The organism is Falsiroseomonas oryzae (assembly GCF_027856955.1).
Classification (GTDB): Bacteria; Pseudomonadota; Alphaproteobacteria; order Acetobacterales; family Acetobacteraceae; genus Falsiroseomonas; species Falsiroseomonas oryzae.
The window spans coordinates 1-13,620 of sequence record NZ_JAPSMD010000010.1; the positions used below are offsets into that span (position 1 = coordinate 1).

Genomic DNA, 13,620 nt, shown 5'->3' on the forward strand with positions numbered 1-13,620 from the left:
CGGCCCTGCCGCGCCGCGATGGCCGCCGCCACGCGGTCCAGCGCGTCCTCGCCGCGCGGGACGAGGGGCGGGCCGCCGCCGAGCCGCCAGCGCTCCGCCTCCGGCACGCAATCGGCCAGGAACGGCGTGGTGACGAGGGGCGGCACCTCGCTGAAATGCGGCGCATAGACCACGCGGATGCCGACCTGTTCGTAGCACTCCAGGACAAGGTCGAGGTCGTCCTCGTCGAAGGGCTGCAGGCGGTTCATGTCGGCGACGGTGGTGATCCCGGCCCGCAGGCATTCCGCGGCGCCGAGCAGCGTCCGAAGCCGCAGCTCGTCCCGCAGACGGCGGGGATAGGAGGGTGGCAGCGCCAGCAGCGCCCAATGCTCCAGCGGCAGCGGCTCGAACATGCCCTTCAGCAGCACGTCGTGGGAGTGGTAGTGCGCGTTGACCAGGCCCGGGATGGCCAGGCGCCTGCGACCGTCGAGCACGCGGGCGGGCGGCGGCAGCCCGGCGCGGGCGGGATGCGCGGGATCGGCCAGGCCGTCCGCGACCGCGGCGATGCGGCCCCCCGCGACGAGGATGTCGGCCCTGGTCGGCCGGTCGGGATCGGCCTCGAGGTCGAGCACCAGCGCGCCCTCGATCAGCAGCACATCCGTCATCGCGTCTCGACCCTCCGCACCGGCAGCATGCCTTCCTGGCCGATCGGGGCGAAGGGGCCGCCAAGACTTGTCCTGGCTTGAATGCGCATGCAAGATTCACCCATGGGATGCCCTTCCATCAGGGATGCTATGCGCCGTGACGGCCGCGCGGCCGCACCATGAGTCGCGCGGCCGCAGGCGCGGAGCCCCGACCGCGCGTGCCGCATCGGCACGCCACCGCCAGCGACGTCGCGCGCCTGGCCGGCGTGTCGCAATCCGCCGTCAGCCGTGCCTTCACGCCCGGCGCGTCCATCGCGCGCGAGACCCGCGCGCGGGTGGAGGATGCGGCGCGCGAGCTCGGCTACCGACCCAACGCCATCGCCCGCTCGCTGACCACGCGGCGCAGCCGCATCATCGGCGTCGCCGCCGCCTATCTGCAGAACCACTTCTACCCCGAGGTGATGGAGGCGCTGTCGCGCGGATTGCACGCGCGCGGCTACCACCTGCTGCTCTTCACGCCGGATGCCGGCCGCGACGCCGACCCGCAACTGCAGGAGGTCCTGTCCTGGCGCGTGGACGGGCTGATCCTGGCCTCCACCACCGTCTCCTCCGCATTGGCCAGCGAGTGCCGCGCGGCCGGGATCCCGGTGCTGCTGTTCAACCGCACCAGCCTTGGCACCGATGTCTCCTCCGTGACGGGCGAGAACCTGCGGGGCGGGCGGCTGATCGCGGAGTTCCTGGTTGCGGGCGGGCATCGCCGCCTGGCCTTCCTGGCGGGCATCGAGGCGTCGTCCACCAGCCGCGACAGGGAGCGGGGCTTTGCCGGCTGGCTCGTCGAGCACGACCTTCCGCCCCCGCTGCGCGAGGTCGGGCTCTACGATTTCGACGCGGCCTGCGCCGCCGCACGCCGCCTGCTGGCGCGGCCGGACCGGCCCGACGCCATCTTCTGCGGCAACGACCACATGGCGATCGCGGTCGCGGAGGTGGCGCGGCACGAGTTCGGCCTGCGCATTCCGCGCGACCTGTCGCTGGTCGGCTTCGACGACACGGCGCCGGCGCGCTGGCCGAGCTTCTCCCTGACCTCCTTCGCCCAGCCCCTCCAGCCGATGGTGGATGCCGCCGTCGCGCTGATCTGCGAGATGATCGAGAACCCCGCCGCCCCCACCCGGCACGAGGTGGTGCATGGGGAATTGGTGGTGCGTGGCTCCGCGCGCATCCCGCCGGAAGGCTGCGTCAGCCTCGGCGACCGCCTGGTGTGGCGCCCGCCACGGGATGAGGCATGACGCGCACACCTGGCGGGACAACGCCGCCCGGCCTCGTCGTCAGGGGCGGCGGGGCACGTGAGGCTCCGCCGCCCTCCACGCACGCAGCCGACCTACGCTAGCTGTTGTCGAGCAGGAACGAGATCTTCGCGTTCACGCGAAACGCCTTGATCCGGTCGTTCTCGACCGTCGCCTGGAATTCCTTGATGTAGATGGAGCTGACGCCGCGCAGGGTCCTGGTGGCCTCCTCGACCGCTCTCCGCGCAGCGTCCTCCCAGCTCTGCTCGCTCTCGGCGAGTAGCTCGATGACCTTTACGACAGCCACGGCGGTGCCCTCCTGGGCAGGTGGGGTGGGTCCCGGCGTTCGGCCAACGAGAGGCCGCGCCATATGGTTGCGGCGGACACGGCGTTCCCGGCACGGTCTCGCCGCGATGGCCGAACGGGCCTGCACCCGCCGTGCAATGCACCCTTGCCAGCGCGGCCTTGCTGCCGATAGCTTGAATGCGCATGCAAGACGGGCGCGACCGACCGCCCGCTGGGAGGGAGACGCGCCATGGCCATGCGCCGACGAGACATCCTGGCCGCCGCCGCGGGCGGCGCCGCCTTCGCCGCCGCGGGTCCGGCGCGCGCCTCGGTCACCGCCACGCCCGGGCTGCGGCCCGGCAAGCCCTTCGCCGGCACCGAGCTCAAGGTGCTCTGCGTCGTCGCCAGCCAGTTCCGTGCGCATGAGGCGCGGCTCGCCGCCTTCACCGAGCAGACCGGCATCACCGCCCGCTACACCTTCATCCCCTTCGCCAGCATGCGCGAGGCGCTGACGGCGGAGATGGTCGGCGGCGGCGGCGACTACGACCTGGCGATCGCGATGGACCAGTGGGTTGCCTCGCTCAACAACCTGTTCGATCCGATCGACGCCAGGGTCCGCGAGAAGGGTATCCCGCTGGACCGCTGGCCGGCGGCGCATCTGCGGCAGGGCCGGGTCGGCGACAACCTGCTCGGCCTGCCGAGCCGCGGCCATGTGCAACTGCTGTTCTACCGGCGCGACCTGTTCGAGAAGCACAACCTGACGCCGCCCGCGACCTGGGAGGCGCTGGTGGAGACGGGCCGCACCATCCAGGAGAGGGAGCCCGGGATCTCCGGCGTGTCGGTGCCCTATGGCCGCGGCAACGGCCAGAACCTGATGGTCTGGTACAACTTCCTCTGGGGCCGCGGCGGCACGCTGTTCGACGAGCGGGGCCAGCCGGCCTTCAACAGCCAGGCCGGGCTGCAATCCGTGCAGGACTACGTGGACCTGCTGCGGCGCCACCGCATCACGCCGGCTGGCGCCGTCTCCTTCGTCGAGCAGGATGCGGTGAACAGCATGGGCCAGGGCAACGCGGCCATGCTGCCGGTATGGTGGTGGGTGCGCTCCACCCTGGTGAACCCGCAGTCGAGCCGCCTGACCGAGCAGCAGATCGGGTTCGCGCCCATGCCGAGCTATGCCGGTCGGCCGCGCACCACCTTCACCAACACCTGGGTCTGGGGCATCCCGCGCCGCTCCCGCCGCAAGGACGCGGCCATGGAGTTGCTGACCTGGATCGCCAACCCCGCGCTGGAACGCGAGGTCTTGCTCGATCCGCGGGAGAACGACGTGGTCTCCGTGATGACGCCGAACCTGCTGGACGATGCGGTGAACGCCCGCTTCGGCGGCATGCACCGCTTCGCGGCGGAAGGGCTGCGCGACACGCAGTCCATCACCTTCGGGCCGGAATGGCCGCAGATCAGCGAGGCGCTGGAGACCGCCATGAACGAGGCGGCGACCGGCAGCCGCAGCGTCGCCGACGCCTTCAACAACGCCGCGTCCAGCGTGCGCCGGATCACGCGGCGCGGCTGATCCGACCTTTTTGCGATGCGCGACCGCTGGCTGAAATACATGCTGATCCTGCCGGCGGCGCTCATCGTGCTGGGCACGACGATCTGGCCGCTGGCCGTCTCGCTGACGACCAGCTTCCGGGACTGGCGGCTGACGCGCTCGCTGACGCCCGGGCCGTTCATCGGGCCCGAGCACTATGTGATCGCGCTGACCGACGATCCCGACTTCGCCAATGCTGCGATGGTCACCGGGCTCTTCGTGCTGTTCGACGTGACGCTGACCGTCGTCTCGGCGCTCGGCCTCGCGCTGCTGCTGCGCCGGGCCGGCGTTCTGCAGAGCGTGACTCGCGCGGTGCTGATCCTGCCCTTCGCGGTCTCGCCGGCGCTGGTCGGCATCTCGTTCCGCTTCATGTTCAACGCGGAGACGGGCGTCTTCACCTGGCTGGCGGGGGTGCTGCTGCCGCCGCTGAAGGGCTTCGTTTGGCTGGCCGATCCCTGGGCGGCGCTGCTGGTACTCGTGTTCTCTGACGCCTGGCGCTGGGTGCCCTACATGACGCTGGTGGTGCTGGGCGGCCTGGCGGCGCTACCGAAGGAACCCGAGGAGGCAGCCCGCATCGACGGTGCCACCGAATGGCAGGTGCTGCGCGACGTCACCATTCCCGCGCTGCTGCCGGTGCTGGCGGTGGTCGCCATCCTCAAGACCGTCTTCGCGCTGAAGATGTTCGACCAGGTCGTGACGCTGACCGGCGGCGGGCCGGGCACCTCCACGGTGACGCTCGCCTACCTGGTCTATTCCATCGCCTTCCGCTGGTACGACATGGGCTACGCCTCGGCCGTCGCGTGGATCCTGACGGCGCTGCTGGTGTTCCTGGCCGTCTGGTACATGAAGCTCATCCTGCGCAAGCCGGGCCAGACATGAGCGACCGCGCGGCCGCGGCACGCCGGCGCAGGCTGGTATGGAAGGGGTTGGAGGCCGCCATCCTGCTGGGGATGCTGTTCCTCATCCTGTTCCCGATCCTCTGGATGGCGCTGACCGCCTTCAAGCGGCCGGTGGACCTGTTCGACCTGACCATCCTGTTCACGCCGACGCTCGACAACTTCCGCACCATCTTCGGTGCTCCATGGAACATCGGCCGCACGCTGCTGAACAGCACCATTGTGGCGGGGCTGACGGTGCTCATCTCCGTCCCGGCCTCCACCCTCGCCGCCTATGCCTTCAGCCGGTTCGAGATGCCATTCAAGGGCGCGCTGTTCTTCACCATCCTCGCCACGCAGTTCATCCCGGCCGTGGTCGTCGTGCTGCCCTTCTACCTGCTGTTCCGCGACCTGGGGCTGCTGGACACACATCTGGCGCTGGTGGTGGTGAACCTGGCGATCGTGACGCCGTTCGCCACCTGGATGCTGAAGGGCTTCCTCGACGCCGTGCCCACCGAGAGCGAAGAGGCAGCCCTGGTGGACGGTGCCACGCGGCTGCGCGTGATCCTCGACGTCGTCGTGCCGATGATCTGGCCGGGCGTGGTGGTGACGGCCGTGTTCTGCTTCATCCTGACCTGGAACGAGTTCCTCTTTGCGCTGATCCTGACGCGCGACGACGCTGTGACGCTCCCGGTCGGCATCACGCGGTTCCGCACGGAGCGTGGCGACCTGTGGGAGCTGATCGCGGCGGCCGGCATCCTGATCTCCATCCCGATGTTCCTGCTCGCCTCTGTCATCCAGCGCCACTTCGTGCGCGGCATGACGGGCGGCGCGGTGAAGTGAGGCGATCTTGGCCGAGGTGATCCTGCGGAACGTCACCAAGCGATGGGGCGGCTTCGTCGCCGTGCGCGACCAGTCCCTGTCTATCCGTGACGGCGAGTTCATGGTCCTGCTCGGCCCGTCCGGCTGCGGCAAGACCACGACGATGCGCATGGTCGCGGGGCTGGAGGAGCCGACGGCGGGCGACATCCTGATCGGCGGCAACCGCGTGAACGACTTGCCGCCGCGCGAGCGCGACGTGGCGATGGTGTTCCAGTCCTATGGCCTCTATCCGCACATGACAGTGGCGGAGAACATCGGCTATCCGCTGAAGCTCCGCGGCATCCGTGGTGCGGAGCGGGAGCGGCAGGTGCGCGCGGCCGCCGACAAGGTCGAGCTGGGCGAGCTGCTGCACCGCAAGCCGCGGGAGCTTTCGGGCGGCCAGCGGCAGCGCGTGGCGCTGGCCCGCGCCATCGTGCGGCGCCCGACGGTGTTCCTGATGGACGAGCCGCTCTCGAACCTTGACGCCAAGCTGCGTGTCTCCACCCGCGCCGAGATCAAGCACCTGCAGTTCGAGCTAGGCGTCACCACCATCTACGTCACGCATGATCAGATCGAGGCCATGACGCTGGCGCACCGCGTCGCGGTGATGAGCCAGGGCGAGATCCGCCAGCTCGACACGCCGGAGGCGATCTACGACCGACCGGCGGACCTCTTCGTGGCCGGCTTCATCGGCTCGCCGCCGATGAACCTGGTCACCGGGCAGCATTCCAACGGCGTCTTCATCGCGGCCGGCGGACTCCGCGCGGAGACCGGTGTCGCCCGGCACGCCGGCAGCGCTGTGCTGGGCATCCGCCCGGAGGACGTCACGGTCGCGCCGCCCGATGCCGCCGACCTGGTCGCGCAGGTCTACGCCGTGGAACTCACGGGAGAGGCGGTGCTGGTCACGGTGATCGCCGGCGGATCGCGCCTGATCGCCAAGGCGGACCGTGCCTGGCGCGCCGAGATGGGGGCGACCATCGGCGTGAAGCTCGATTCCCGCCGCTTGCACCTCTTCGACGCCGAGACCACGAAGCGGCTCAACCCGGAATGAACGCCATGCTCAGCCAGCGCCTGATCCGCTATGCGGACCTGATCCCGTGCCGCAACGCCTTCGTCGACAGCCGGTCGCCTGGCTCCGACGCGAAGGAGAACTTCACCCTGATCGGGCCGGGCGTGTCGGAGAACCCCAACCAGCACGTCCATATCGCGGAGCCGCACGGCTTCAACATCGGCGGCGCGCGCCAGCCGCCGCGCTGCCTGAACAGCCAGCACAGCCACGAGACCGCTGAGGTCTTCGTCGTGCACAAGGGACGCTGGCGCATGATCTTCGGCGTCAATGCCGACGAAGGGGAGGCGGTGATGGAGGAGGGGGACGTGATCTCCATCCCCATCCACATGTTCCGGGGCTTCGAGAACATCGGCGACGAGACCGGCTTTCTCTTCGCCGTTCTCGGCGGCGACGATCCCGGCAAGGTGACCTGGTCGCCGCGCGTCTTCGAACTGGCGCGGCACTATGGTCTCGTGCTGCTCGAGGGCGGGCGGCTCATCGACACGACCCAGGGCGAGTCGGTCCCCGTTGGCGCGCGGCTGCAGCAGCCGCCCGACGCCGCGGAGATGGCGCAGCTGGCGACGCCGCCGGCCGAGAAGCTGGCGGGGTGCGTGCTGAAGCCGGGGCAGTTCGCCTCGAATCCCGCGTCACCGCTGGCGCGGCCGGGCGTGGAGGAAGCGGCGATCATCACGCCGACCGCGACCGGCGACTTCTTCGCGCCCGGGCCGATCAGCGGCTGGTGGCCGCACGGCTTCAATCTGCGCTGCCTGCGGCTGGAATCCGGTGCCGCCGTGCCCGCGCATGTGCGCGACGAGCCGGAGGTGATCTTCGTCCATCGCGGCGTGCTCCAGGTGACGACACCCGATGGCGAGGTGGTCATGGGGCCCGGAGACACCTTCACGACGCCGAAGGGCATGCCCCGTGGCTTCCGTGCGAGCTCCTCGAACGACGTCGCAGCCTATGTCGTGCGCGGTGGCGATGCGCCGGCCGCGCCGCGCTTCGTCTGAGGTCGCGCGCCATGGCCCGCATCCTCACCACCCACGTCGGCTCTCTGCCGCGCAGCCAGATTGTCGCCGACCTGCTATTCGCGCGAGAGCGGGAGGAGCCGATCGCCCCCGCTGCCTACGAGGCTGCCATGGAGCAGGCGACGGCGGAGGTGCTTCGCCGGCAGAAGGCGATCGGCATCGACATCCCGTCGGATGGCGAGACCTCCAAGATCTCCTACGCGACCTACATCAAGGACCGCCTGACCGGTTTCTCGGGCGACAGCCCGCGCCGCGTGCCCGCCGACCTGATGGACTATCCGGCCTATGCCGAGAAGATCGGCCGCTCCGGCGGCACGCCGACCTACCGGCGTCCGCGATGTACCGGGCCGATTGCGGTGAAGAGCATGGAGCCGCTGGCCCGCGACATCGCCGTGATGCGCGACGCCATGGAGGCGGCGGGCTACGCACAGGGCTTCATGAACAGCGCCTCGCCCGGCGTGATCGCGCTGTTCCAGCCCTCCGACATCCATCCCGATCTCGACAGCTACATGGCCGACCTCGCGGAGGGGATGCGCCACGAATACGAGGCGATCGTCGCCGCCGGGCTGACGCTCCAGATCGACGCGCCCGATCTCGGGCTCGGCCGGCACATGCTCTACCCGGATCTCCCGGAGGACGACTTCGTCAGGCGTGCCGGACGCCATGTCGACGTGCTCAACCACGCGCTGCGCAACATAGATCCCGCCTGCGTCCGGCTCCACATCTGCTGGGGCAACTACGAGGGGCCGCACACCCGCGACATCGCGCTGGCGCGCGTGCTGCCGGAACTGCTGCGCCTGCGGATCGGCGGCCTGCTGTTCGAGGCGTCCAATCCCCGCCATGCGCATGAGTGGACGGTCTGGCAGGACACGAAGCTGCCGCCCGGCTGGGTGCTGATCCCGGGATGCCTGGACAGCACGACGAACTTCGTGGAGCACCCGGAACTGGTGGCGCAGCGCATCGCGACCTTCGCCCGCATGGTCGGGCCGGAGCGCGTGATCGCCGGCACGGATTGCGGCTTCGGCACCTTCGCCGGCTACGGCGCCGTGCATGGCGACATCGCCTGGGCGAAGCTGGAATCCCTCGTTGCCGGCGCGGCGATCGCCTCCGCGCGGCTCTGAGGGGCCAGCCGCTGCGGAAGCCGAGTCGGGACGCGGCTCAGCCGCGCATCCAGCCGAGCCAGTCCCACCAGGTGGCGGCGAGCAGCAGGATCACGCCGTAGCCGACCAGCGTGATCACCACGCCGGACCGGGTGAAGTCGCGGCCGGCGAAGGTGCCGGTGCCGTAGGCCACCAGGTTCTGCGGCGCGTTCACCACCAGCATGAAGCCGAAGGAGACGGCGAACTGCAGGATCATGGTCACGCCGAGCACGTTCACCGCGACGCCGGCCTTCGAGACCTCCTGCAGCACGGAGATGACGATCGGGATGAACGCCGCCGCCAGCGCCGTGGCGGAAGCGAAGCCGAGATGGACGAGGATCAGGAAGGCCGACATCACTGCCACGATGACGAAGGGTGTGGCCGACTTCAGCGCGAACCAGTCCACGATCAGGTTGGCCAGCCATGGCGCGCCGCGCGTCGTCACCAGCGCCGTGCCGAGCGCGACGCCGACGCCGAACAGCAGCAGCGTGCCCCAGGGCACCGAGGCCTGCGCCTGCTTCCAGCTCATCACGCCGAGGCCCGGCAGCAGGAGCAGGGCGATCGCGATGATCGTGCTGCTGGCCGTGTCGAGGCCGTGCAGCCGGCCTTCCGTGGCCCAGGTCAGCAGCAGCCCCGCCCCCACGATCAGCGTCCGCCATTCGGGCCCGGTCATCGGGCCGAGGCGGCCCAGGTCGGCGCGGATCGCTGCGGTGCCGCCCTCGATGCTGTCCACTTCCGGCTTGTGGAAGCGCCACAGGATGAAGCCGACGGCCGGTGCCATGATCAGCCAGAAGGGCAGGGCGGCGACCAGCCAGTCGAACCAGGTGACCGAGGCGCCGAGAAGCCGCTGCGTGAAGCCGAGCATGGTGGCGTTCTGGGCGGCCGCGGTCAGCACACCGACGTTCATGACGGAGCAGACCTGCGCCGAGCCGATCATCAGCAGCGCTGCCAGCCGTGACTCGCGCGGGATGCCGAAGGCGGCGATGATGCCGAGAACGATCGGGACCACGGCGGACACGCGCGCGGTGGCGGAGGGCACGAGGAAGGCCAGCAGGATGCCGACCACGATGGTGCCCGCGAAGACGGCGCGCGTGCCCGAGCCGACGCGCGAGAGCGTGGCCAGCGCGATGCGTCGGTCCAGCCCCGTGGCGGTGACCGCCGCGGCGAAGACCAGCGCCGCGCCCACCAGGACGACGGCGTTGTTCGCGAACCCCGCGATGGCCCAGTCGCGCGCCCGCGCGAAGCCGACCCGCTGCGCCGCGTTCTGCAGGTCGGGCGCGGTGCCGAGCAGAAGGATGATCGCCGCGGCGATCAGCACCGCGCTCACGGTGCTGTCCACCGCTTCGCTGACCCACAGGATCACCGCGAAGATCAGGATCCCGATCGCCCGCTGCCCGGCGACGGGGAGGCCCTCGAAGGGCGGAAGGGCCGAGAAGGCCAGCATTGCTGCGACGGCCAGGACCAGGCCGAGCAGCTTGCCGCTCCATGCCCCAGACGGCTTGGCTTCCCGGCTGGCCGTGGTGGTCGCCATCGCATGCTCCCCCTGAGCGCAGGCGGGCAGACTAGGTGGACGCGATGCCGCGCACCTTGCGCCGCATCAAGTCCCGCCGGCGGCAGCGCCGGCGGGCCCGGGACCTATTCGGCGAGCGACATGCCCAGCGCCGGCTTCGCGTCGGGCGGAAGCGGGCTCTGATAGGGCCTGCCGCCCGTGCGGGCGGCATGATCGGCCTTGGCGGCGGCGATCAGCTGGGGGTTGCGGATCGCGTCCACCGCCGTGCCCGCCATCACCTTCGCCACATGCACCATGCCGGTATGGGCCGCCGGGGCCTTGCCCTGCGCCACGACCTGCCAGGAATGGCCGGGCGTGCCGATGGCATAGGTCGCGCCCCGGGCCTGCACCGTCGGCACCTTCCAGGAGACGTCGCCGACATCGGTGGAGCCGACCATGCCAGCGCCCTTTGCGCCCAGCGGTACGATCAGGTCGCAGAGCGACTTGCCCTGCTCCGGTGTGACGCCCTGGCGACGATAGGCCGAGAGAATGTCCTCCTCGCGAAGGGTCTTCTGGATCGCCGCGGCGTAGGCGCGGTCCTCCTCGGTGAACTGCGGCGGCCCCAGGCGCTCGAAGTTGCCGTGCATCGCCTGCTCCAGCGGCGTGTTGCCCAGCAGGTTGGAGACGGCGGAGATGACCTGCGTCTCCACCGTCGTCTCCGTCATCAGCGCGGCGCCGTCGGCGATCTTGCGCACGCGTGCGACGAGGCCTGTGAGCTCCTCCAGGTTCCGCGCGCGGATGAGGTAGCGGACCTTGGTGCGGGACTGCACCACGTTCGGCGCGATGCCGCCGGCGTCCAGGTAGGCGTAGTGGATGCGGGCGTCGGATGGCATGTGCTCCCGCATGTAGTTCACACCGACATTCATCAGCTCGATCGCGTCCAGTGCGGAGCGGCCGAGATGCGGGCCGGACGCCGCATGCGCTGCGCGGCCGGTGAAGCTGAAGTCGATGCGCGTGTTCGCCAGGCTCGACGGCTCGTTGACGCCGGAGAAGCAGGCCGGGTGCCAGGAAATGGCGATGTCCACGTCGTCGAAGGCGCCGTCGCGCACCATGAAGCCCTTGGCAGCGCCCCCTTCCTCCGCCGGGCAGCCGTAGTAGCGCACGCGCCCCGGCAGGTTGTTCGCCTTGAGCCAGTCCTTCACGGCTGCCGCTGCAAGGAGGCTCGCCGCGCCCAGTACGTTGTGGCCGCAGCCATGCCCCGCGGTCTCGCCCGGCACCGGCTTCGGCTCGGCGATGCCGGCTTCCTGGCTCAGGCCGGGCAGCGCATCGTACTCGCCGAGAATGGCGATGACCGGCCCGCCCTCGCCGGCCTCGCCCATCACCGCCGTCGGAATCCCGGCCACCTCGCGCGTGATCCGGAAGCCCTCGGCCTCCAGCATGGCAGTGTGCTCCGCGACCGAGCGGTGCTCGTTGTAGCAGAGCTCCGGCATGCCCCAGACGCGGTCGCTGAGCCCCGCATAGGCCTCGCGCCGGTCATCCACCAGCCGCCAGATTTGCTCGTCGTTGCGCATCGAGATGCTCCCGCGTGCCTGTTCAGTCCAGTGCCGATTCGACCAACCGCGATGCCTCGCGCAGCGCCGCGACGTAGCGGTTCCGGCCGCGCAGCATCTGGGTCCTGGCGAAGCCCAGCATCTGCCCGTGATGCCGCGCAAGCTCCGTCGCCACCGCCAGGCAGGGCAGGGGCGGTGCCGTGTAGGCGGGATCATGCGTGAAGCGCGGCCCGGTGGTGAAATTCACGGGCACCAGGATGCGCGCCAGGCGCTTCAGCACGGCATTCGCGCGCGCCGCGGGCACCTTCCCCGAGGAAGCGTCCGCCTGCAGTCGTTGCACCGCGACGCGGAATGCCTCGGTCGCCTCGACCGCCGGCGTCAGGTCCGCATGGTCGCCGGCCGCCTGCGCATAGCGTGCGACCGTGGCCGCGAACTCCTCGGCGGTGGCCGTGAAGTCGAAGGGCAGGACCTCCGGCTGTGTCACGCGCAGCACCGACAACAGGTAGATGCGGATGTCGCGCAGCAGATTGTCGCGGTCGGCAATCTCGATCGTGTCGTTCTCGGTATGCCAGGCGATGTTCCCGCCGCAGCCCGAGACCTCGTAGTAGCCCTTCTCCGCCAGCAGCGCCGCCGGCATGGTGGAGCTCAGCATGTAGAAGCTGGTGATGCCGATGTTCGAGAAGCTGTAGTCGCCGGCCTGCTTCGGCCGCTTCGTGCCGAACGGCGCATCCGGCACGACATCCTTGATCACGCGTTCGACCAGCGCGCGCGTTTCCGACATTGTCGTCGTGTCGTGGAAGCTGCTGGCCCAGCGGCAGCCCGGGCTGTCGCAGTTCACCTGCGCCACGCAGTGCTCGTCCAGTTCGATCGCGAACGCATCGGCATACCAGGTGCTGCCGGCGTAGCGCCCGGTGGAATGGCCTGGCCACCAGCAGATCCGCACGCCGCGCCGCAGCCCCGCCCGCTCGGCCCACAGGATCCGCGCGATCTCCAGCAGGGTCGCGTTGCCGGTGGCATTGTCGCCCACGCCGACATCCCAGGAATCGTAGTGGCCGTGCAGCAGCACGAAATCGCCGGTGCCGTCCGTGCCGGGGATGTCCACGACGGGTACGATTTGCGGGAACAGGCCCTCCAGCAGCTCGCTCCGGATCGTTGCGGTGCCGCCCGCCGCGGCCACGGCGCGCAGCGCCTCGCCCGAGGCCTTGTTCACAGTCGCCATGGGGATCTTCGGCTTGCGCGGCAGGTCGTCGAGGTCGGGCGTGCCCCAGATGGTCGTGCAGGTGCCCCAGTGGACGTCCACGCCGGGATTGGCCGCGATCACGCCGAGCCCGCCCCACTCCTCTACCAGGGAAGCGATCGCCGGGTTGCCGAACCCCTCCGTCAGCAGGATGCGGCCCGCCACCTTCGCCCGCGCATCCGCCTCGTCCCGCACGGCGCCGCCGAACAGCTCCGCGATGTCGCGCGAGTAGGAGCGCAGCGCCTTCGGATTGGCCGGCAGATGGACCAGTGGCGCCGTGCGGCCTTCCGGGACTGGCAGCGAGGAAGTCGGAGGCTTGGCGCGGTGCGTGACGCCGCCCGCCTCCACCGAGGCCGAGAGCGGCACGGCGAGGTAGATCTCCGGCTCGTGGAGCGTGACCGGCACGCCCAGCGCGCGCAGCCGGTCGGCGATCATGCCGCCGGCACGGTTCACGTCCTCCGGCATCCAGCGCGGGGTGCGGGAGAAGGCTTCCACGAGCTCCCAGGGCGCATCCAGCGAGACCTGGTTCAGCAGCCGATCCTCGAACGCCGTCATCGCCCTGTTCCTGCCCTGCGCATCGCTTCCGGCAGCTCAGGCTGGCACCGGCGCGCACGGCAGGGAAG

Annotated in this window: 12 protein-coding genes; 7 read left to right on the forward strand and 5 right to left on the reverse strand. The window is 70.3% G+C overall.

The window, feature by feature from the left end:
- A partial coding sequence (locus OZN99_RS02690) for an amidohydrolase family protein (RefSeq protein ID WP_270933623.1) occupies positions 1-644 on the reverse strand: 644 nt, incomplete at its 3' end.
- Positions 645-841: 197 nt separating this feature from the next.
- Here OZN99_RS02690 and OZN99_RS02695 point away from each other — a divergent pair.
- Positions 842-1,906: a LacI family DNA-binding transcriptional regulator gene (locus tag OZN99_RS02695; RefSeq protein WP_270933624.1), complete on the forward strand. Its 1,065-nt coding sequence runs from the start codon at positions 842-844 to the stop codon at positions 1,904-1,906.
- Positions 1,907-2,003: 97 nt separating this feature from the next.
- Here OZN99_RS02695 and OZN99_RS02700 read toward each other — a convergent pair whose 3' ends face one another.
- Positions 2,004-2,210: a dodecin family protein gene (locus tag OZN99_RS02700; RefSeq protein ID WP_270933625.1), complete on the reverse strand. Its 207-nt coding sequence runs from the start codon at positions 2,208-2,210 to the stop codon at positions 2,004-2,006.
- A 228-nt stretch (positions 2,211-2,438) separates the two neighbouring features.
- Between OZN99_RS02700 and OZN99_RS02705 the strand changes: the two genes are divergently transcribed.
- Genes OZN99_RS02705 through OZN99_RS02730 form a run of 6 tightly spaced genes read left to right on the forward strand, consistent with a single transcriptional unit; the run spans position 2,439 to position 8,703 of the window.
- Positions 2,439-3,755: an ABC transporter substrate-binding protein gene (locus OZN99_RS02705; RefSeq protein ID WP_270933626.1), complete on the forward strand. Its 1,317-nt coding sequence runs from the start codon at positions 2,439-2,441 to the stop codon at positions 3,753-3,755.
- A 15-nt stretch (positions 3,756-3,770) separates the two neighbouring features.
- Complete coding sequence (locus OZN99_RS02710; protein ID WP_270933627.1) at positions 3,771-4,652, forward strand: carbohydrate ABC transporter permease; 882 nt, start codon at positions 3,771-3,773, stop codon at positions 4,650-4,652.
- Positions 4,649-5,491, forward strand: a complete 843-nt coding sequence (locus tag OZN99_RS02715) for a carbohydrate ABC transporter permease (RefSeq protein WP_270933628.1) — start codon at positions 4,649-4,651, stop codon at positions 5,489-5,491. The genes OZN99_RS02710 and OZN99_RS02715 overlap by 4 nt, the downstream gene beginning before the upstream one ends.
- A gap of 16 nt (positions 5,492-5,507) precedes the next feature.
- Positions 5,508-6,560 (forward strand): ABC transporter ATP-binding protein, encoded by a 1,053-nt coding sequence (locus OZN99_RS02720; protein WP_270933663.1) that lies wholly within the window; start codon positions 5,508-5,510, stop codon positions 6,558-6,560.
- Entirely contained in the window at positions 6,557-7,564 is a 1,008-nt protein-coding gene (locus tag OZN99_RS02725) for a cupin domain-containing protein (RefSeq protein WP_270933629.1), read from the forward strand. The genes OZN99_RS02720 and OZN99_RS02725 overlap by 4 nt, the downstream gene beginning before the upstream one ends.
- 11 nt (positions 7,565-7,575) lie before the next feature.
- Positions 7,576-8,703, forward strand: a complete 1,128-nt coding sequence (locus OZN99_RS02730) for a cobalamin-independent methionine synthase II family protein (RefSeq protein WP_270933630.1) — start codon at positions 7,576-7,578, stop codon at positions 8,701-8,703.
- 37 nt (positions 8,704-8,740) lie between these two features.
- On the opposite strand, the gene OZN99_RS02735 is transcribed toward OZN99_RS02730, so the two are convergent.
- From OZN99_RS02735 to OZN99_RS02745, 3 genes are all read right to left on the reverse strand, one after another.
- Positions 8,741-10,252, reverse strand: coding sequence for a DASS family sodium-coupled anion symporter (locus tag OZN99_RS02735; protein WP_270933631.1), 1,512 nt, complete (start codon positions 10,250-10,252; stop codon positions 8,741-8,743).
- Positions 10,253-10,356: 104 nt separating this feature from the next.
- Positions 10,357-11,781, reverse strand: a complete 1,425-nt coding sequence (locus tag OZN99_RS02740; RefSeq protein ID WP_270933632.1) for a M20 family metallopeptidase — start codon at positions 11,779-11,781, stop codon at positions 10,357-10,359.
- 22 nt (positions 11,782-11,803) lie between these two features.
- Positions 11,804-13,552, reverse strand: coding sequence for a M28 family peptidase (locus OZN99_RS02745; RefSeq protein ID WP_270933633.1), 1,749 nt, complete (start codon positions 13,550-13,552; stop codon positions 11,804-11,806).
- Positions 13,553-13,620 lie beyond the last annotated feature (68 nt).

Excerpts from the sequence above, each read along its gene's own strand:
- OZN99_RS02735 (WP_270933631.1), bottom strand. The coding sequence starts at position 10,252 with ATGGCGACCACCACGGCCAGCCGGGAAGCCAAGCCGTCTGGGGCATGG.
- OZN99_RS02745 (WP_270933633.1), bottom strand. The coding sequence starts at position 13,552 with ATGACGGCGTTCGAGGATCGGCTGCTGAACCAGGTCTCGCTGGATGCG.
- OZN99_RS02725 (WP_270933629.1), top strand. The coding sequence starts at position 6,557 with ATGAACGCCATGCTCAGCCAGCGCCTGATCCGCTATGCGGACCTGATC.
- OZN99_RS02730 (WP_270933630.1), top strand. The coding sequence starts at position 7,576 with ATGGCCCGCATCCTCACCACCCACGTCGGCTCTCTGCCGCGCAGCCAG.
- OZN99_RS02705 (WP_270933626.1), top strand. The coding sequence starts at position 2,439 with ATGGCCATGCGCCGACGAGACATCCTGGCCGCCGCCGCGGGCGGCGCC.
- OZN99_RS02710 (WP_270933627.1), top strand. The coding sequence starts at position 3,771 with ATGCGCGACCGCTGGCTGAAATACATGCTGATCCTGCCGGCGGCGCTC.
- OZN99_RS02740 (WP_270933632.1), bottom strand. The coding sequence starts at position 11,781 with ATGCGCAACGACGAGCAAATCTGGCGGCTGGTGGATGACCGGCGCGAG.
- OZN99_RS02715 (WP_270933628.1), top strand. The coding sequence starts at position 4,649 with ATGAGCGACCGCGCGGCCGCGGCACGCCGGCGCAGGCTGGTATGGAAG.